Source organism: Hymenobacter gelipurpurascens (assembly GCF_900187375.1).
GTDB lineage: Bacteria > Bacteroidota > Bacteroidia > Cytophagales > Hymenobacteraceae > Hymenobacter > Hymenobacter gelipurpurascens.
Genome location: NZ_FYEW01000001.1, coordinates 2,324,586 through 2,343,440, shown reverse-complemented (window position 1 = coordinate 2,343,440; position 18,855 = coordinate 2,324,586). Strand labels below are relative to the sequence as shown.

The following is an 18,855-nucleotide window of genomic DNA, read 5'->3' as shown; positions in this document are numbered from 1 at the left end:
AACTCCTGGCAGTGCCTACTTGCATTTTACTGGGCAGTAGCCGGCTCGGCAGCGGCCGGTGGCGCTTGTGACCACATGCGCAACGCCTGCACGGCGCGGTGCCAATGCGAGATGCTATCTTGGCTGCCGGTGTGGTTGGGCGTAGGGCTGAACGAAGTATCCGACTGGCCTAGCGCCTGTAGCTCTTCCACGCTTTGCCAGTAGCCCACCGCAAGGCCCGCCAGGTAGGCGGCACCCAGCGCCGTGGTTTCTGTGATGCGCGGACGGATAACTTGTGTGCTGAGGATATCGGCCTGAAACTGCATGAGCAGGTTGTTGGCTGAGGCACCACCGTCTACGCGCAGCTCTGTGATGGGCAGGCCAGAGTCGGCCTTCATGGCCTGGAGCACATCCATGGTTTGAAAGGCAATAGATTCCAGGGCGGCCCGCGCTATGTGGGCGGCTGTGGTGGCGCGGCTCATCCCGAAAATGGTGGCGCGGGCGTACGGGTCCCAGTGCGGCGCTCCCAGGCCCGCAAAAGCCGGCACGAAATACACGCCCTCGGTACTACTGACCTGCCTGGCCAGGTGCTCCACCTCGGCAGAGGTTTTGATGATGCCCAGATTGTCGCGCAGCCATTGCACCACGGCGCCCGCCATAAAAATGCTGCCTTCCAGGGCGTATTCTACCTGCCCGTTGCGCTGCCAGGCTATTGTAGTAAGCAGATTATTATGCGAGGTTTTGGGCGTTGGGCCGGTATTCATCAGCAGGAAGCAGCCCGTGCCGTAGGTGTTTTTTACCATGCCGGGCCGGGTGCAGAGCTGCCCGAACAAGGCCGCCTGCTGGTCGCCGGCAATGCCCGCAATCGGAATTTTGGAGGCAAAAACGGTGGTTTTGGTTACACCATACACCTCACTCGACTGCCGCACCTCGGGCAGCATACTTCGCGGAATATCAAACAGGCCTAGAAGCTCCTCGTCCCACTGCAACGTGTGGATGTTAAAGAGCATGGTGCGCGAGGCATTGGTCACGTCCGTTATGTGCAGCTCGCCCTGCGTGAAATTCCAGATCAGCCAGCTATCCACGGTACCAAAAGCCAATTGGCCGGCTTCGGCTTTTTTGCGGGCGCCGCGCACGTTATCCAGAATCCAGCGCACTTTGCTGGCCGAGAAGTACGCATCGAGCAGTAGGCCAGTCTTCCCCCGAATCAGGTCTTCGCGGCCTTCGGCCCGCAGCTGGTCGCAGTACTCGGCGGTGCGGCGGTCTTGCCACACAATGGCGTTGTAGATGGGCTTGCCAGTCTTGCGGTTCCAGACCACCACCGTTTCGCGCTGGTTGGTGATACCGATGGCGGCAATGCTCCTGCCGTTCTGGCCCGCCTTCACCGTGGCCTCCGCCGCCACGCCCGCCTGCGTCGACCAGATTTCCAGCGGGTCGTGCTCCACCCAGCCCGGCTTAGGAAAGAGTTGCGTGAACTCCTTCTGCGCCTGCGCCACAATGCGGCCTTTCTTATCGAACACAATGCCACGGGAGCTGGTCGTGCCTTGGTCGAGAGCGAGGATGTATTGTGGCATGGGAAGGGTGGGATAGAAGTGGGTGGAAGGGAGAAATAAAGGAGCGGTTAAGGATAGAAAAACGTCCTGTTGAGCCAGCCCGTGAAAAGATCCTTCCTACGTCAGGATGACGTGCGCGTGTTAAGCACGCAAGATGTCTCGGCAAACTCAGCATGACGGTTTACTGTAATCGTTCTAGGCCAATCAGCTCACAAATGCTTTAGCCACAATAGATTTCTCCTTCAGCACGTAATGCTGAGCTACCTCTGTAAAGGCGGCCACCTGCTGCTGTTGCCACTGTGGGTCTTTACCGAGTTCCTGGGCGAGCAGCGCGGCTACCGTTGGCGCCATGCGTAGTGCGGCCCGGGCGTCCAGGAACAGCACGCGCACCCGCCGGGCCAGCACATCTTCCACGGTGCGGGCCATTTCGTAGCGGGCCGCCCATACTACTTCCGCCTTGAGGAATTCCAGCGTATTATCCAGCAACTGGCCTAGTGTGGGGTCTGAATTGATAAGATCTTGCAGGGCCGGCTGATCGGAGCCGTACACGTAGAGGTGACTGCTACGGTCGGGGGTGGGCTGCGCGCCGTGGATAGGAAGGTGGGCCGTTTGAGTAGGGGCGAGGGGGAGCTTGCCGAGGGCAATGGCCCGGTCTACCGCATCCTGGGCCATACGACGGTAGGTAGTCCATTTGCCACCCGTGATGGTAATGAGGCCGCCCGGCGAAACCAGGATTTTGTGGCTGCGCGAAATCTCCCTGGTCTTCTCCGAACCGTCTTGCGGAGCCGCCAACGGCCGCAGCCCCGCGAAAACGCTGAGCGCATCCTGGCGCTGTGGGGCGCGGGTGAGGTACTGGCCGGCGGTGCGCAGGATGAATTCGATTTCCTCGTCGAGGGCTTGCGGCTCCTGGCTGTGTTCATTGAGCGGCGTATCGGTGGTGCCCAATACTACCCGGCCGTGCCACGGCACGGCAAACAGCACGCGGCCGTCCTCGGTCTTGGGAATCATCAGGGCATCATCGCCGGGCAGAAACGACTTCTCCACCACAATGTGCACGCCCTGGCTGGGCCGCACCAACTTGGGGGCGTCGGGCTGGTCCAGTTGCAGAATATCATCCACAAAAACGCCGGTGGCATTCACTACCGCTTTGGCTCGCAGCTCGTACGTGGTGCCAGTTTCCTCATCGGTGGCTGCTACGCCCGTAATCTGGCCTAGCGCGTCTTTCAGCAGCCCGTGCACCCCAAAGTGGTTGAGCAGCACCGCGCCGTGCTCAATTGCCGTTTGCGCCAGATTAATGGCCAGGCGCGCATCATCAAACTGCCCATCGTGGTACAGCACGCTGCCGCGTAGGCCAGTCGTTTTCAGGTTGCTGAGGCGTCGGTGGGTTTCGTCCTTGCTCAGATGCACGGAGGCACCCAGGCTCAGCTCACCGGCCAGCAGGTCGTACATCTTCAGGCCGATAGTGTAAAAGGGGCCGCCCCACCACTCATAGTTCGGGATGATGAAATCCTGATTCTTGACGAGATGAGGCGCATTTTTCAGGAGCAAGCCCCGCTCGTACAGCGCCTCGCGCACCAGGCCTACGTCGCCCTGCGCGAGGTAGCGCACGCCGCCGTGCACGAGCTTGGTGCTGCGGCTACTGGTGCCCTTGGCAAAATCTACCTGCTCCAGTAGTAGCGTTCTGTAGCCGCGGCTGGCCCCGTCGAGGGCAATGCCTAGGCCAGTCGCGCCACCACCAATCACAAGCAGGTCCCAGACGGGATGCGCAGCAAGCTGCTGTACAAGGTGCTCGCGCTGAAACAGGTTTTGGGGTGGGTTCTGCTGCATAGGAAAGAGTAGGGAACCAGACTCAGTGGCCTAGGCCACTCCCTACATCAACGGATTGCCGCGGAAATAGATAATTTCAGCCGTTCTCAGGCCTTAACCATTTCTCTCATGCTGTTTCGCGAGGCGCAGACACCCGATATCCCACAGCTCTCGATGGTACGCCTGTCGGTGCAGGAAAACCGCCTATCCAACCCCGCGCTGGTCACAGCCCGAGACTACACCGACTACCTCACCCAGCGCGGCAAAGGCTGGCTGTGCGAAGCAGAAGGCACTATCGTGGGCTTTGGTATTGCCGATCTGCTAGGCCACAGCATCTGGGCGCTGTTCGTGTTGCCAGAGTTTGCCGGGCAAGGCATTGGTAAGCGGCTGCATGAGTTGATGCTCAACTGGTACTTCGCCCAAGCCTCCGAAACTGTGTGGCTGAGCACAGCTCCCGGCACCCGTGCTGAGGCGTTCTACCGCCGCCAAGGCTGGCAAGAAACCGGTCGGACTAAAAGTGGGGAAGTGCGGTTTGAGATGACGATAGGGGAGTGGAAGGGGTAGCAGGGATGTCGTATAAAATCTTACTTAAAAGCTGACTGATGCGCTTCTCTGTTCATTTATCAGGGCTTGTCTGGGCTTTTCTCTTGGTTAACCCAGCCGCTTCCGCCCAGACTGTCCCGAGCTTCACCATAGTTCCGCTGGGCGTAAAAGGTGGCCTACAGGAAAGCAACCTCTCGGCCTATCTGGTAGCTCCGGCTGGTTCCTCTTCCTACGCCTGCCTTGATGCCGGAACCGTGTATAGCGGAGTCGAAAAAGCCATCAGTAACAAGGTATTCTCCGCTCCGGCCGGGCAGGTGGTGCGCAACCAGATCAAAGCCTACCTCATTTCCCACGCTCACCTCGACCACGTCGCCGGCCTGCTCCTGGGTGCGCCTGACGATACGCCCAAAAACATCTACGGGCTCCAGAGCTGCCTCACCATCATCCAAAACGACTACTTCAACTGGCGCGCCTGGCCGAACTTCGGCAGCGGTGGCAACCCACCGGCCCTGAAGAAATATCAGCTGCGGGCACTGGTGCCGCAGCAGGAAACAGCCATTGAGAACACCACACTCCGGGTGCAGGCATTTCCGCTCAGCCACGGCAAACCCTACCAAAGCGCCGCATTTCTGGTGCGTAGCGGCAGCAACTACCTGCTTTGCCTCGGCGACACCGGTGCCGATGCCGTGGAGCAAAGCCAGAACCTACGCACCGTGTGGCAAGCTGTGCAGCCACTAATAAAGGCCCACCAGCTCAAGGCCATTTTCATCGAAGCATCCTACCCCAACACGCAGCCGGAAAAGCAGCTGTTCGGCCACCTCACGCCGGCGCTGCTCCTGCAGGAAATGGAGGCACTAGGCCAGTTAACTGGCCTGGCTGCCCTTCGTGGGCTGCCGGTGGTCATCACGCACATCAAGCCCGGCAACGAAGCCATCATCAGAAAACAGCTCACCGAAGCCAATAAGCTCCAACTGAAACTGGTATTCCCGGAGCAAGGTCGGCGGCTGGAGTTTTAAGCGTTTTATTAAACGATACTACACGTCATGTCGAGCTTGTCAGGATATCTCGCGTGCTGACGCTAGGCCGATGTAGAGATGCAATATGTTGCGTCTCGTCGTTGCTGATGTTGTTTGCCACGTATTACGCTAGGCCAATTGTTCAACGACGAGACGCATCATATTGCGTCTCTACATCGGCTTGGCGTTATATATTCGGCCAACTCAACACAGCCGCATGGTTTAACTTTCTGCGCTAGCTTAGCCTCATGCTTCACTCCCCTCTGCGTACCTCTTTTCTAGGCCAGGTCACCCTGTTTATTCTGGCGTTGCTGGTATTGTCAACTGCTCATGCCCAAAGTCAGCAACCAAAGCCCGAACCGTTCGTGCTAGGCCACATCGACCGCATCAAATCGGTGCAGCTGAACGAAGAGCGGGTGCTGAACATTTACTTGCCCGACGGGTACGCCGCCGACCCCAAGGTGAAGTATCCCGTAATCTACCTGCTGGATGGCTCTGCCGATGAGGACTTCATCCACATCGTAGGCCTGGTGCAGTACCTGACGTTTCCCTGGATTGACGTATTGCCCAAATCCATTGTGGTAGGCATTGCCACCGTGGACAGAAGGCGCGACTTCACCTTTCCAACCCGCAATGCCAAGGACCTCAAGGATTACCCAACCACCGGCAAGTCGGCGGCATTTATGCGGTTTCTGGAGCAGGACCTGCAGCCGTACGTGGAGAAAACCTACCGCACCAACGGGCAAAAAACCATCATAGGCCAGTCGTTGGGCGGGTTGTTTGCCATGGAAGTGCTGTTGAAAAAGCCTACGCTCTTCAATACCTACATCATTGCCAGCCCCAGTCTGTGGTGGGACGATGAATCCCTGGTAGCGCAAGCGCCCGGCTTACTAAAGCAGTCCTCCACGGCTGCACCCGCCAACGTATTCGTGGCCCTCGGCAACGAAGGCCCCGAAATGAAGAAAGCCACGGAGGGCATGGTGGCTTTACTGCGCGCCACTCCGGCAAGGGTTGGGCGCATTGACTACGTGCCGTTCCCCGAAGAAACGCACGCCACCATCCTGCACCGAGCGGTATATAAGGCCTTTGAGACGTTATATAAAAAGCCGAAATAACCTCGTCCTTTGGGTAATACAAAACCAGTAGCGGGCAACACTGGCCTAGCAGGCGTGGAAAGCAGCAGCGTATCTTTCCTATTCCATTCCTGCCCCGTTTATGAAACGACTTTCCTTCCTGCTACTGGCTGGCTTCATCGGTTTCTCTGCCCAGGCGCAAACCGTTCACTCGCCCGGTAAAAAGCTCACCCTCAACTTTCAACTCAGCCCCAGCGGCGAGCCGACCTACCAGCTCCGCTTCGGCGCTAGGCCAGTCCTAAAGCCCAGTCGCCTCGGCATGTTGCTGCAAGGCCAGCAGGCGCTGGATAAGGCCCTGACCATTGCGCGCGTCGATTCCAGCCAGCACGACGATACCTGGGCGCCCGTATGGGGCGAGGTGAAGCAGATTCGGAACCACTACAAGGAACTGGCCGTGACGCTGCAGCAGCCAACCAGCAACGGCCGCCGCGTGGTGGTGCGCTTTCGCCTGTATGATGATGGCCTGGGTTTCCGCTACGAGTTTCCGCAGCAACCCGGCCTCACGTACTTCGTGGTGCAGGAAGAGAAATCCGAGTTCAACCTGCCCGCCAACCACAAGGCCTTCTGGATTCCCGGCGACTACGATTCCAACGAATACACATATAGCCAGACGCGCCTGAGCGAGGTCAATACCACCCCCATTGAGCATATTCAGGAGAAATCAGCCCCAAATCGGGTGCAGACGCCGCTCATGCTCAAGTCGGATGATGGGCTGTACGTGAACATCCACGAGGCGGCACTGGTGAACTACCCGGCCATGATGCTCAATGTGGATACTAAGAGCTTTGGGCTGAGCAGCCAGCTGGTGCCTTCTGCCACTGGCGCGGCTGCCTACCTGCAAGCCCCCGAGCACACGCCGTGGCGCACCATCATTGTCAGCGACAAAGCCCCCGAAGTGCTGGCCAGCAAGCTCATCCTAAACCTGAATGAGCCTACCTCCTTCGCAACCACCGACTGGATTAAGCCCCAGAAATTCGTGGGCGTGTGGTGGGAAATGCACGTCAACAAAGCCAGCTGGAACTACGCCGATACCAGCAACATCAAGCTCGCCGGCACCGACTGGAGCAAGCTCAAGCCCAACGGCCACCACGGCGCCAACACCCAGAACGTGAAGCGCTACATCGACTTCGCCGCCAAACATGGCCTAGCCAGCGTGCTGGTAGAAGGCTGGAACGTGGGCTGGGAAGACTGGGCGAATAACTGGAAGGAAGAGGTGTTCGACTTCGTGACGCCGTACCCCGATTTCAACGTGCCCGAGCTACAGGCCTACGCCGCCGGCAAAGGCGTGAAGCTGATGATGCACCACGAAACCAGCTCCTCTGTTACCAACTATGAGCGCCGCCAGGATGCCGCCTACCGCTTCATGAAGCAGTACGGCTACGACGCCGTGAAAACCGGCTACGTGGGCCGCATCATCCCGCGCGGGGAGCACCACGACGGCCAGTGGATGGTGAACCACTACAACCGCACGGCCCAGAAAACCGGCGAAAACCAGATTATGGTGGACATGCACGAGTCGGTGCGCCCGACTGGCCTCCACCGCACGTACCCCAACTGGCTAGCCTCGGAAGCAGCCCGCGGCAATGAGTTCAACGCCTGGAGCAGCGGCAACCCGCCCGAGCACGAGACCATTCTGCCCTTCACCCGCCTCATGGGCGGCCCCATGGACTACACGCCCGGCATCTTCCAAATCAAGCTGGAAGGCTGGAACCCGGAGCGCAACCAAGGCAAGCAGGTGCACACCACGCTGGCTAAACAGCTGGCCCTCTACGTAACCATGTACAGCCCCGTGCAAATGGCCGCCGACTTACCCGAGGCCTACGAGCAGCACCTCGACGCCTTCCAGTTCATTAAAGACGTAGCCGTAGACTGGGACGACACGCGCATCCTGTTGGCCGAGCCCGGCGACTATATCACCACGGCCCGCAAAGCCAAAGGCAAGGAGGAGTGGTACGTGGGCAGCATCACCGATGAAAACGCCCGCACCCAAACCGTCAAGCTCGACTTCCTCACGCCCGGCACCAAGTACGAAGCCATCCTCTACACCGACGGCAAAGGCGCTTCCTGGGATAAGAACCCCCAGGCCTACCAAATTCGCAAGCAGAAGGTAGACAGCAAAACCACGCTCAAGCTGCAGCTGGCCGCCGGTGGTGGTGCAGCCGTGAGCATCAAGCAGGTAGGGAAGTAATCTAGGCCAGTTCTTCGTTCAGTTGGCATGACCCCACCCCCGGCCCCTCCTCTCCGGGAGAGGGGCCGGGGGTGGGGTCATGCCAACTGAACGACTGTATTCAACAGTATACAACTCAAAAAGCAGCAGCGCCATGCGGTGAAAACCATTACCGCATGGCGCTGCTGCTCATTACTATCTTCTGTAAACTCTACGTGATGTCCTTTCTAAAATCAGCGTTCAAAAACAGCCTAACTGTACTTCTCACTGTCGGGCTACTGACCAGCTGTAAATCGGATTCGGCGGCAGATGCCCCGGCGCCCGTTGCCCCACCCGTATCCACCACGCCCGCTCAGTATGGTACTCCTTTCACGGCGGTTCCTAACCGCGAGGATGCGGTGATATATCAGGTGAACATGCGCGCCTTCAGCCAAAGCGGGAATTTCGCGGGCGTAACCACTCGCATGGATTCTATCAAGGCCTTGGGCGTAAACGTGGTGTACCTGATGCCCATTTACCCGGTAGGCCAGGTGAAAGGAGTGAACTCGCCCTATGCCGTGAAGGACTACACGGCCGTGAACCCTGAGTTTGGAACACTCACCGACCTACGGGCGCTGGTGGACGCGGCCCATAGCCGCGGCATGAGCGTGATGCTGGATTGGGTGGCCAACCACACCAGCTGGGATAATGCCTGGATTACGCAGCACCCCGAGTGGTACCTGCGCAATGCCTCCGGCGTCATTCAGAGCCCACCCAATACCAATTACACCGACGTAGCCCAGCTGAATTTTGCCAGTGCCCCGATGCGCCTAGCCATGATTGACGCCATGAAGTCGTGGGTGTACACGGCCAATGTCGATGGCTTCCGCTTCGATTATGCCGATGCGCCGCCCGTTGATTTCTGGAAGCAGGCCATCGATACGCTGCGCAACGTGAAGTCGCATAAGCTGCTGCTGCTGTCCGAAAGCTCCCGTAACGCCAACTTTACGGCGGGCTTCGATTACAACTTCGGCTTCAATTTCTACGGCGGCTTCTGGGATGTATACCGCCGTAATGCTCCGGCTACCACCTTCGATGCGCTGAATAATAGCGAGTACGCGCAGGCCACCGGTACCCAACAGGTGGTGCGCTACATCACCAACCACGATGTAAACGGCTCCGATGGCACCCCGGTAGCCTTGTTTGGGGGCAATGCTGGGGCCATGTCGGCCTTCGTTATTGCCTCCTGCTACAAGGGCGTGCCGATGATTTACAACGGCCAGGAAGCCGGCATGACCACCGCCATTCCTTTCCCCTTCACCTCCGTGAAAGTCAGCTGGGGCATTCATTCCGATGTCACGAAGGCCTACAAGCAACTGCTTGCTACCCGCGCCGGCAGCGCTGCTCTCCGGCACGGCACGCCAGTGGCCTACAGCTCCACCGATGTCTGCGCCTTCACCAAAACAGCCGGCACGGAGCAGGCCTTGGTGCTGGTGAACGTGCGCAACAGCGCCAAGGAATATGTAATGCCTGCTGCCTTAGCTAATTCTACTTGGACCAATGCCCTGCAAGGCGGTTCTATCACGCTGGGTACTCAGGTTTCGCTGCCAGCTTATGGGTATATTATATTGAAGAAATAAGCTGATTAGCAAGGAAACTGCCTAAAACAAAAGCCCCGACCGTAAGGCCGGGGCTTCTTGTTTATAGACCATCCTAGGCCACTACTGCCCCGGTGAATACGTGCGTTCCGCATGCTGCTTCACGTCTTCGGGGTAGAAGAGCACGTCTTTGAAGTTCTCCTCGACATATAGGCCAGCCTGATCGGTGAAGTGTGGGGAAGTAGGCTGATTACTGTTACCACCTGCCAGCACGGAGCGGGCCTTGATGCGCGGGCCAAACTCGACTACCGCAATAAAGCTGTTGCCCACGTAGCCGTAGCGCTTCTTGGTGCCGGGGAAGGTGCGGGAGCCGAAGGCGGCCAACGACCCCCAGGCCGAGGAGGTAAAGGCTACCGGCAGGCTGGGCTTCTGGTCGTCGTAGGCCTCCTGGATGTTGCCGGTGAGGCGCTGAAAGCGGTTGATGTCGCCCCAGGGCTTTTTCCAGGTGCCAAAGTCGCGGGTTAGCTCATCGAGCGTTTCCTGCAGGGCGGCCACTTTCTCCTGGGGCGTGGTATTGGCAATGGTGAATTTGATGAGGCTGATGTAGTCCAGCACCTGGTTGGCGGGCACGCGCGGGCGAGCCAGACGCAGGATTCTTTCGCCCCAATAGGTGGCTAGCGTCTGGGCTACGGAGGTTTTACTGTAGCGCTTGTCCCAGGCCTGCAGGATTTTCATAGCCTCCACTACCTCGCCCTGTGGCGGGTTCGTGCTGTCTAGCACATACTGGAAATCCTTGGCCAGCGCTGGAAGCAACTCTTCAAAACCGGCCAGATACGGGTCCTTGGCGGCTGCAATCAGCGTATCGAGCGTGAACACCGGCTTGCGGCTGAGCACGCGCACGGCGTTGATGCCGCGGTAGTTCTCCGCGTCGGGAGCCATGTAGGCGGGGTACTTCGCCTTGTCGGGGCTGCTGGGGCCCGATACCGTGTAGGGCGTGGAGTTGCAGTTCTGGATGAAGCCGCTGGCAGGGTTCATTACCTGTACAATTTCCTCTGGCTTATGCAGACCCTTCCAGTCGGTTTTGGGGTTGCTGCCATCTACCGGCTGGCTCCAGTCGAACTGTGGGTCTCGACGGGGCATGAAGTTGCCGTGCCAGTACGCAATGGTGCCCTTGCTGTCGGCAAACACGGTGTTGTTGGACGCGTTGCCGTTGAGTTTGAGCGTCTTTTGGAAACTGGCGTAGTCGGTGGCTTTGGTGCGCAGGTACGACTGCTCCAGAGCCTCCAGCGGCGTGTCCATCATGCGCACCGTCACCCACTTATCATCGGCCTGCTGGCCTACCACGGGGCCGTGGTGGGTGCGGTAGGTAATGAAGTCCTTGCGCGCAATCTTGCCATCCCGCAGATACGGTATCGACATGGTGGTTGCCTGCATGGGACGCAGCTTCTTACCGTAGCGGTAGTAATACTTGCCGTCTTTCTGCTCCACTGTCTCCAGGTATTCGTCCATCGAGTCAGCCTGGCTGGAGGTGTGCATCCAGCCGCAGTTCTGGTTAAAGCCCTGGTACACGAAAAACTGCCCCCAGGTAACGGCGCCATACGCGTTCAGGCCCGCTTCGCTGGTTACCTGCACCTCGGGGCGGAAGTAGAAGGAGGTGTGCGGGTTGATGAGCAGCAGGGCGTGGCCGCTGGCGCTTTTGGCCGGCGCAATGGCAAACCCATTGGAGCCCACCGGCTCCCGCTCCGCCTTCTCAAAATCGGGCCGCTGCCAGGACGTGGATTTGCGGTTGGCGTAGAAATTCTTCAGCCGCTCCAGTGGCACCACGCTGATGTTGCCGCCAATGCTGCCCTCACTAAACATCAGCGGCATCCAGGGCTGGAAGCGGCGCAGCAATTTGGGCTGCACGGTGGGGTGGGAGTAGAGGTAATAGTTGGTGCCGTCGGCAAAGGCGTTCAGCAACTGCTTCATCCAGGCGGGGCTTTTCTGGTAGAGGCTGATGGCCTGAGTGCTGTCCATGAACAGGCGGGCGCGCAAATCGTGGTAGATAGCCGATTCGCCCTCTACTTCCGCCAGCCGCCCGATGGCGTCCAGGTAGTTGGTTTCTACCCTCGGGAAGTCATCTTCACACTGCGCGTACAGCAGGCCGAAAACCGCATCTGCATCCGTCTTGCCTTGCACGTGCGGCACGCCCCAGGTATCGCGCGTGATGGTTACCTGTTTGGCCTGCTGCTGCCAGCGGGCAATTTCGGCGGAGGTAAACGCTTGGGCCTGAGCACCCGTAACGGCCATCAGCAACAGGCCTAGAGGTAGAAAAGCACGCATGGAGCAGTGGATCGGAATAGGGTGGGCAGCGCGCTGCACTTGCTGCGACTGAAACGCTAACTTACCGCCAATATCTTCTATCCCGCTCACACCGCAAACAGCATGGTTGAAGTTACCAAGGAAGGCGAGAACGTCTTGTTCCAAGTGAAAGGCCTGCACAAACTGTGGGCCTTCAAAAGCCAGTTGCAGATTCCGCTAGGCAACATCAAGAGCATTCGGCAGGACCCGGAGATTCTGAAAGGGTGGTGGAAGGGGTTTCGTATGCCCGGCACCCACATTCCCGGCATCCTTGCGGCCGGCACGTTCCTGCAGCAGGATAAGCGCATCTTCTGGGATGTGCACCACGCCGAAAATGCCCTCATCATTGAACTGGAGCACGACGAGTATGATGAGCTGATCATTGAAGTAGAAAACCCAGCGGCGGTGCTGGAGCTGCTAAGTTCAGCCAAGGCCTAGGCCACTTGCTTTTCCATTTCTGGAAAGGCTACTATCTTAAAGCCCTTTGCTACGCGGCAAAGGTCTTTTTGCACAAATGGGCTGTTCTTAATTTGATTATTTGTCCTATTTTGATAATTACTTGTCTTATTGAAATTCATTGCGTACTTACATTACCGGCCCGCCGCACACAGGCAGCCGGGTGCGTATGGATATTCTGCAACGAAATAATGTCCGAATATTAGGGCGCGGCCCCCAGACGTTGCTCTTCGTGAATGGGTTCGGCTGTGACCAAACCATGTGGCGCTACATCACGCCGGCTTTCTCCGACCCCGAGCAGTTCACGCTGGTTCTCTACGATCATGTGGGCGGCGGGCAGTCGGCAATAGAGGCCTACGAGCCCGATAAATACGTTTCTCTACAGGCCTACGCCCAGGATTTGCTGGATATTTGCGAGGTTCTCCAACTGCACAACGTCATCCTGATTGGGCATTCGGTGGGCGGCATGATTGGGGTGTTGGCGGCCATTGCCAAGCCGGGGCGTTTCAAGCAGCTGCTGTTGCTGTGCCCCTCGCCGTGCTACCTCAACGTAGCGGGCTACCATGGCGGCTTCGACCGTGCCGATATCGAATCGATGCTCAAGTTTATGGAAACGGACTACGTGGGCTGGGCCGATACCTTCGGGCCCTTCATCATGGGCAACCCTGATAGGCCTACGTTAGCCGCTGAGCTTATACACAGCTTTTGTCAGACCAATCCGGCCATTGCCCGGCAGTTTGCCCGCGTCACGTTCCTGTCGGACAACCGCCTGGATGTACGCAATGTGCAGTTGCCCTGCCTGGTGGTACAGTGCGAGCAAGACCTGATTGCGCCGCTGGAAGTAGGCGCGTATTTGGAGGCGGCCATTCCGGATGCCACGCTGGTTACGCTGCCCATCAACGGGCACTGCCCCCAGTTGAGCGCGCCGGTAGAAACGCTCACCGCCATTGAGGCGTTTCTGGCTGCCTAGGCCAGTAACAACCACAAAAAAGGCCTGTCCGGAGTGCGGACAGGCCTTTTTGTAAGTTGTGTGCGGCAGCTTACGACGAGAACGACGAACCGCAGCCGCAGGTGCTCTTGGCCTGGGGGTTGTTGAACACAAAACCGCGGGCGTTCAGGCCATCTTGGAAGTCAACTTCCATGCCCAATACGTACATGGCGTGCTTCTTATCCATGATGAGCAGTACGCCATCGAGGTCGAAGGTTTCGTCCTGGTCTTTGGGTTTGTCGAAGCCGAGCAGATAGCTCATGCCCGAGCAACCACCACCCTGCACGCCTACGCGGAGGCCATATTCGCCGGGAACGGCCTTTTCGACCAATATATTTCGAACCTCAGCCAAGGCGCGTGGAGTGAGGCTGATAGGAGCAAGTTTCGTGGAGACGGCCGTTGCCATAGGATGTTCGTTTTTAGAGAAGTAAGGCGACAAATATACGAAGCCCAAGGCAGTTGTCGCACGTTGCCGCTGGTGGCCCTGGGTACTACCCGTGGCCATTGGTTCGTTTGAGAGCATAACACCGTAGGGTGGCCTACGGTTCACCGCTATCTTTGTGTATTGACGTAGGCCTGCTAGGCCACTGTTTCGTATACAAGTTCCTCTCAAAAGTGGCCTACACGCCACGCTTGCCGTTCCTTCACCTGCCCGCCTCCGCTGGCCCGATTGCTCCTATGGATTCTACCGCGTATCTCTTCGACCTGCTCAAAATTATTCTGCCGGCGCTCATTGTAGCGGGGGCTATTTTCTTCCTGTTTCAACAATTTCTTGAGAAAGAGCAGCAGCGCCGCTTAGTAGAGTTGCGTCTGGAAGCCAGCAAAACCACGCTTCCTTTGCGTTTGCAAGCCTTGGAGCGCGTAACGCTGCTGCTGGAGCGGATATCGCCCAGCAACCTGCTGGTGCGCGTGAGCAGCGCCGGTATTTCAGCGCCCGACTACCACCGGCTGCTACTCCAGGAAATTCGGGCCGAGGTGGAACACAACCTCAGCCAGCAGCTCTACATGCAGCCCGAAACCTGGGCCTACGTGAAGCAGGGCCAGGAAAGCGTAGTAAACCTGATCAATACCCAGTTCCGCGCGTTGCCTAACCCACAGGAGGCCCGCGGCCCCGAGCTGGCCAAGCGTATCCTTGAAAGCCTCATGACCGACGAAGCCGACCCCACAGCCGCCGCACTACTGGCCGTGAAGCGCGAGGCAGTAGGTATGTTCTAAGCAACCTTAAATGCCCTAACAGAAGCGTCCCCTTGAATACCTCTAGCGGTATCCAAGGGGACGCTTCTGTTAAGTAGAACGCGGCAGCTGGTTACTGGCGGACGCCGAATGTGTAGGTGGTAGTAGAGTGCAGCGTCTGGCCGGGCTTGAGAATAGTGCTGGGGAACGAGGGCTGGTTGGGCGAATCGGGGAAGTGCTGGGTTTCCAGGCAGAAGCCAGCGTGCTTGCCATACACCTGCCCGCCCTTGCCTTTGAGCGTGCCATCCAGAAAGTTGCCGGTATAAAACTGGATGCCCGGCTCAGTAGTCCGGACTTCCATGGTGCGGCCCGTGGTGGGCTCATACACCGTAGCGGCCGCGTGCATCCCCTTCGCTTCATTCAGCACCCAGTTGTGGTCGTAGCCGCCGGGCACCTGCCCGATCCGCTCGCCAATGGCGTGGGGGCTGGTAAAGTCAAACGGGGTGCCTTTCACGGGGCGCAGCTCGCCAGTCGGAATCAGGCCCGCATCGACCACCGTGTAGCGGTCAGCCGGAAGGGTGACCTGGTGGCCGAGCACATCGTTGCCCCCACTCAGGTTGAAGTAGGCGTGGTTGGTCAGGTTAACGGGCGTGGCTTTATCGGTGGTGGCGGAATAGTCGATTTTGAGCGCATCGTCTGGGGTGAGCGTGTAGACCACTGTCACCTGCAGGTTGCCGGGGTAGCCTTCCTCGCCGTCCTGGCTCAGGTACGTGAGCGTGAGCGTTTGGCCCTCAGCCGAGGTGCCGGGCGTGGCCTGCCACACCACTTTGTCGAAGCCTTTTTTGCCGCCGTGCAGCGTGTTTTCGCCGTTGTTGTTGGCCAGCGTGTACTGCTTACCGTCCAGCGTGAATTTGCCTTTGGCAATGCGGTTACCGTAGCGGCCAATCAGGGCGCCAAAGTACGGGCCTGACTTGAGAAACGCGGGGCTCTGGTAGCCGCTCACGTTGTCAAACCCGAGCACCACATCGCCGAGCTTGCCGGCCTTGTCGGGCACCAGCAGGCTGGTAACCGTTCCGCCGTAGTTCGTGATGCTCACTTTCAGGCCGTGGGCGTTGGTGAGCGTGAACAGCTGCACCTCCGTGCCATCGGTCGTCTTGCCGAAGGACGCCGAAGTTGGGGCAGCACCCTGCGTAGATGTAGAGGAAGAAGCCATTTCAGTGCTGGCAGATGTCTCAGTTGAAGTAGATTGGTTACAGGCTGTTGTGAACAGCAAACTGGCTAATAGACCAGCAGGAAGAAGGCGTAGCATACGGAAGGGTAAGACGAAAGAATATAGGGTCAAATCAAGCAGTGACGGGGGGGCTTCCTATCAGCTGGTCATGCGTTACGGTTGAGGCTCCAGGGAAAACCGCTCAAAAGAGGCGGTGGCAGTGGCCGGCCCTTGCACCAACACGCCAGCCCGAATACCCCGGTCCCATGGCGGAAGGTAGCGGCCATCAATGGCGGCCCCATCGGCAGGTAAGTTGTGCCAGGTGGTGCCGGCATCGGTACTCCAGGCGAAGGTGAACTGGCTGCCCTGGCGGGCCTGCATACGCAGTTGCACGGCTTGGTTGGCGGGCAATGGAGCTTCCGCTACAACTTTCGTTTTTCCCTTCTCGATTTGCGTGAGTTGTACCGTGCCACCGCCCGCCAGCAAAGCCAGGGTATTATCGGGGTCACCGTGGGCGGCCAAGCCGGCCCGGCTACCCTTCGCCAAACTGGCGGGCTGGAGCAGGGAAGTGGTAGCGGTATAGTTGGGGCTAGTGGTCGACTGGCCTAGGGCCGCGCCACTGTGGTCGGGGCGGGCAGTGAGGCGCAGCTGCCCGCTTTGCAGCATGAACATGGGCCGCTGCTCAATAGGCCACTGCCAGGAGGGCTGCAACGTGGTGGTCGTAAACTCATCGGTGAAAGAGCGCGGGGCTGGTGCCGCCGCCTGGGCCGGCGTGCTGCCTCCGGTGAAAGCAGGCCAGCCAGTGGCCGTCCAGGTTAGCTCGCTTAGTACGCCCTGGCGGCCTACAAACTCCTGGCTTGCGGTGTTATAAGCATGATGCAGCAAATACCAGCGGCCCTGGTTTTCTACCACAGTACCATGGCCGGGACATTTCCAGGTATCGTTGTTCACGAGCACAGGGTTCTGCGCATATTTTTCCCAGGGGCCTAACAGGGTTTTGGAACGGGCCACGCCGGTAGCATAGGTGCAGCCATTGCCGCAGCAGCCGTTACCAGCATAAAAAGCATAGAAATATCCGTCGCGCCGAACCATCGAAACACCTTCTACTAGGTTGCCTTCCCAAGTGCTGGGGTCGTTGCGAAATAGCTCCTGCTTTTCGCCTACCAGCGCGGTGCGCTCCTCGTTCAGGCGCTGCGCCCAGATGGGCGTGGGCTGCTGCACGCTGTTGCCATCTTCCTTCCAGATTAGGTATAGCTGGCCCTTTTCGTCGCGCATCGGGAAGCCGTCAATAGAGCCGTCGGGCTGACCTACGAGGGGACCATGATCGGTGTAAGGACCGGCGGGGTTAGTAGCGCTGGCCACGCCCACGGCCAGGTTGCCGCCGCGCTTGTGCGCCGTATAGAACACATACGTCTTGTTGCCTTCCTGGCTAATTTCCGGGGCCCAGAAGTAGTAGTCGGCCCAGGCCGGCGGGGCATCGGGAAACACGTGGCCTACCAATTCCCAGCTGGTCAGGTTCTGCGACATGAGCAGTGGAAACGCCGGTCCCCAGTTGGAGGAGGTGGCTGTGGCCCAGTAAGCGTTGCCCACTTTTACCACCGATGGGTCGGGGAAGTCGCCGGCCAGTACGGGGTTGGCAATAGACAAGGCCGCCGAAGCCGGAACCATACTGCCGACGCCGGTACTCGCTGACGTTGTGAGATGCTGCTGGCAGCTGCCAAAAGCCCCCAGGCTAATCAGGAGCAGGGCAAGTGATTTTCCGAAGTTCGATAGCAAACGCATCAGCAAAAAAGATGAGTGATGAGAAACGGCGACGACCAGGTGTCCTAGCAGGCACTATTCGCCGGAAGGCCTAGCCAGGGGCTGACCTGGCGCTATGGGCCGGCCGAAGTGGGGCGTATCATCGGGGTTCCAGGTGAGTGGCTGAGCCCGCGGCGAGCGGAACCGGCCACAACCCTGGTCGGGCTGGTCGTTGGCGTGGTAAAGCAGCCAGTCCTGGGTGCCATCCGGCGACTTGAAGAAGGAATTGTGTCCCGGCGCGTACACGCCGGCCGCCTTATCCTGCTGAAACACCGGCGTCGGCGACTTCGTCCAGGAGCCCGGCTCTAGCAAGTTGCTGGTCCAGGGAGCCGTGAGCATGCCCAGGGCGTAAAAGTCAGTCCAGCAACCGCTGGCGGAGTAGAGCAGAATAAGCTTGCTGCCATGCTGAATTACCTGTGGGCCTTCGTTCACATCCACGTGCGGCGGATTTTGAGCATCGTGCAGGTCGCCGTTTCGCTCCCAGCCGTACACGGGCGTCGAGACTTTCAGCCGGGGGCCGTCGATCGTCCAGGGGTTTTTCAGGCGCGCCAGGAAAATATCCTGCCGGCCGTTCACATCGTCCTCCCATCCCGACCACACAACGTAAAGCTGGCCCTGGTTCTCAAACACCGACCCGTCGATGGCCCACTTGTTGGTGGCATCCGTAAGTTGGCCCTTGTCCGTCCACTGGCCTAGCAGCGGATCGGAGGAGCTATTTTCCAGCACCCAGAGGCGGTGACTGTGGTTGGAGCCTGCATCGGCGGCATAATACAGGTACCACTTGCCCCGTATGCGGTGCAGCTCTGGCGCCCAAATGTCATGGGAGTTGGGGCCAGTAGCCGGTGGCGACCAGACCACCCGATGCGGTGCGCTGCCCAACTGGCTCAACGATGTAGTTTTCCAAAGCGTAATGTTGCGGCCAGTGGTATGCGTGTAGTAGTAGAAACCCTCATGGTAAATGCTCCACGGATCAGCACCGGCGGGCAGCAACGGGTTGGTAAACGTAGCGGCTGAGTTTGATGGCTGCGCCTGTCCCGGAATAGCTAGCAGTAGCCCAACCGACCATAGTACCTGCAACAGGCCTAGCCGACCGCGCAACATGAGCCCGTGCATC

General features: G+C 58.8%; 15 protein-coding genes. 8 read left to right on the top strand and 7 right to left on the bottom strand.

The window, feature by feature from the left end:
• Nucleotides 1-26: 26 nt before the first annotated feature.
• Together glpK and CFT68_RS09925 are read right to left on the bottom strand one after the other, a co-directional pair.
• The gene (gene glpK / locus CFT68_RS09930) at nt 27-1,553 is read right to left on the bottom strand and encodes a glycerol kinase GlpK (protein WP_088843269.1); all 1,527 of its coding nucleotides are present in this window, start codon (nt 1,551-1,553) and stop codon (nt 27-29) included.
• 183 nt (nt 1,554-1,736) lie between these two features.
• Nucleotides 1,737-3,359 (bottom strand): glycerol-3-phosphate dehydrogenase/oxidase, encoded by a 1,623-nt coding sequence (locus tag CFT68_RS09925; RefSeq protein ID WP_088843268.1) that lies wholly within the window; start codon nt 3,357-3,359, stop codon nt 1,737-1,739.
• A 108-nt stretch (nt 3,360-3,467) separates the two neighbouring features.
• On the opposite strand from CFT68_RS09925, the gene CFT68_RS09920 reads away from it, so the two are divergent.
• From CFT68_RS09920 to CFT68_RS09900, 5 genes are all read left to right on the top strand, one after another.
• Nucleotides 3,468-3,902 carry a GNAT family N-acetyltransferase gene (locus CFT68_RS09920; RefSeq protein ID WP_088843267.1) on the top strand — a complete coding sequence of 145 codons (435 nt, stop codon included), beginning with the start codon at nt 3,468-3,470 and terminating at the stop codon, nt 3,900-3,902.
• Nucleotides 3,903-3,940: 38 nt separating this feature from the next.
• Nucleotides 3,941-4,897, top strand: a complete 957-nt coding sequence (locus tag CFT68_RS09915; protein WP_088843266.1) for an MBL fold metallo-hydrolase — start codon at nt 3,941-3,943, stop codon at nt 4,895-4,897.
• Nucleotides 4,898-5,145: 248 nt separating this feature from the next.
• Nucleotides 5,146-6,012: an alpha/beta hydrolase gene (locus tag CFT68_RS09910; protein ID WP_088843265.1), complete on the top strand. Its 867-nt coding sequence runs from the start codon at nt 5,146-5,148 to the stop codon at nt 6,010-6,012.
• A gap of 100 nt (nt 6,013-6,112) precedes the next feature.
• Nucleotides 6,113-8,218: a glycoside hydrolase family 97 protein gene (locus tag CFT68_RS09905; RefSeq protein ID WP_088843264.1), complete on the top strand. Its 2,106-nt coding sequence runs from the start codon at nt 6,113-6,115 to the stop codon at nt 8,216-8,218.
• 197 nt (nt 8,219-8,415) lie between these two features.
• Nucleotides 8,416-9,816 carry an alpha-amylase family glycosyl hydrolase gene (locus CFT68_RS09900; RefSeq protein WP_088843748.1) on the top strand — a complete coding sequence of 467 codons (1,401 nt, stop codon included), beginning with the start codon at nt 8,416-8,418 and terminating at the stop codon, nt 9,814-9,816.
• An 81-nt stretch (nt 9,817-9,897) separates the two neighbouring features.
• On the opposite strand, the gene CFT68_RS09895 is transcribed toward CFT68_RS09900, so the two are convergent.
• Nucleotides 9,898-12,096, bottom strand: coding sequence for a penicillin acylase family protein (locus CFT68_RS09895; RefSeq protein WP_088843747.1), 2,199 nt, complete (start codon nt 12,094-12,096; stop codon nt 9,898-9,900).
• A gap of 102 nt (nt 12,097-12,198) precedes the next feature.
• On the opposite strand from CFT68_RS09895, the gene CFT68_RS09890 reads away from it, so the two are divergent.
• A complete protein-coding gene (locus tag CFT68_RS09890; protein WP_088843263.1) occupies nt 12,199-12,552 on the top strand; it encodes a hypothetical protein in 354 nt (117 codons plus the stop codon).
• Between the two features lie 139 nt (nt 12,553-12,691).
• A complete protein-coding gene (locus CFT68_RS09885) occupies nt 12,692-13,540 on the top strand; it encodes an alpha/beta fold hydrolase (RefSeq protein ID WP_245815330.1) in 849 nt (282 codons plus the stop codon).
• A gap of 70 nt (nt 13,541-13,610) precedes the next feature.
• On the opposite strand, the gene CFT68_RS09880 is transcribed toward CFT68_RS09885, so the two are convergent.
• Entirely contained in the window at nt 13,611-13,964 is a 354-nt protein-coding gene (locus tag CFT68_RS09880) for a HesB/IscA family protein (protein WP_088843262.1), read from the bottom strand.
• Nucleotides 13,965-14,236: 272 nt separating this feature from the next.
• Between CFT68_RS09880 and CFT68_RS09875 the strand changes: the two genes are divergently transcribed.
• Nucleotides 14,237-14,773: a DUF7935 family protein gene (locus CFT68_RS09875; protein WP_088843745.1), complete on the top strand. Its 537-nt coding sequence runs from the start codon at nt 14,237-14,239 to the stop codon at nt 14,771-14,773.
• 91 nt (nt 14,774-14,864) lie between these two features.
• Here the strand turns inward: CFT68_RS09875 and CFT68_RS09870 are convergent, their stop codons facing one another.
• From CFT68_RS09870 to CFT68_RS09860, 3 genes are all read right to left on the bottom strand, one after another.
• Complete coding sequence (locus CFT68_RS09870) at nt 14,865-15,944, bottom strand: aldose epimerase family protein (protein WP_245815329.1); 1,080 nt, start codon at nt 15,942-15,944, stop codon at nt 14,865-14,867.
• Nucleotides 15,945-16,115: 171 nt separating this feature from the next.
• Entirely contained in the window at nt 16,116-17,723 is a 1,608-nt protein-coding gene (locus CFT68_RS09865; protein ID WP_245815328.1) for a family 43 glycosylhydrolase, read from the bottom strand.
• A gap of 54 nt (nt 17,724-17,777) precedes the next feature.
• Nucleotides 17,778-18,854 (bottom strand): glycoside hydrolase family 43 protein, encoded by a 1,077-nt coding sequence (locus CFT68_RS09860; RefSeq protein WP_245815327.1) that lies wholly within the window; start codon nt 18,852-18,854, stop codon nt 17,778-17,780.
• Between the last annotated feature and the right edge of the window lies 1 nt (nt 18,855).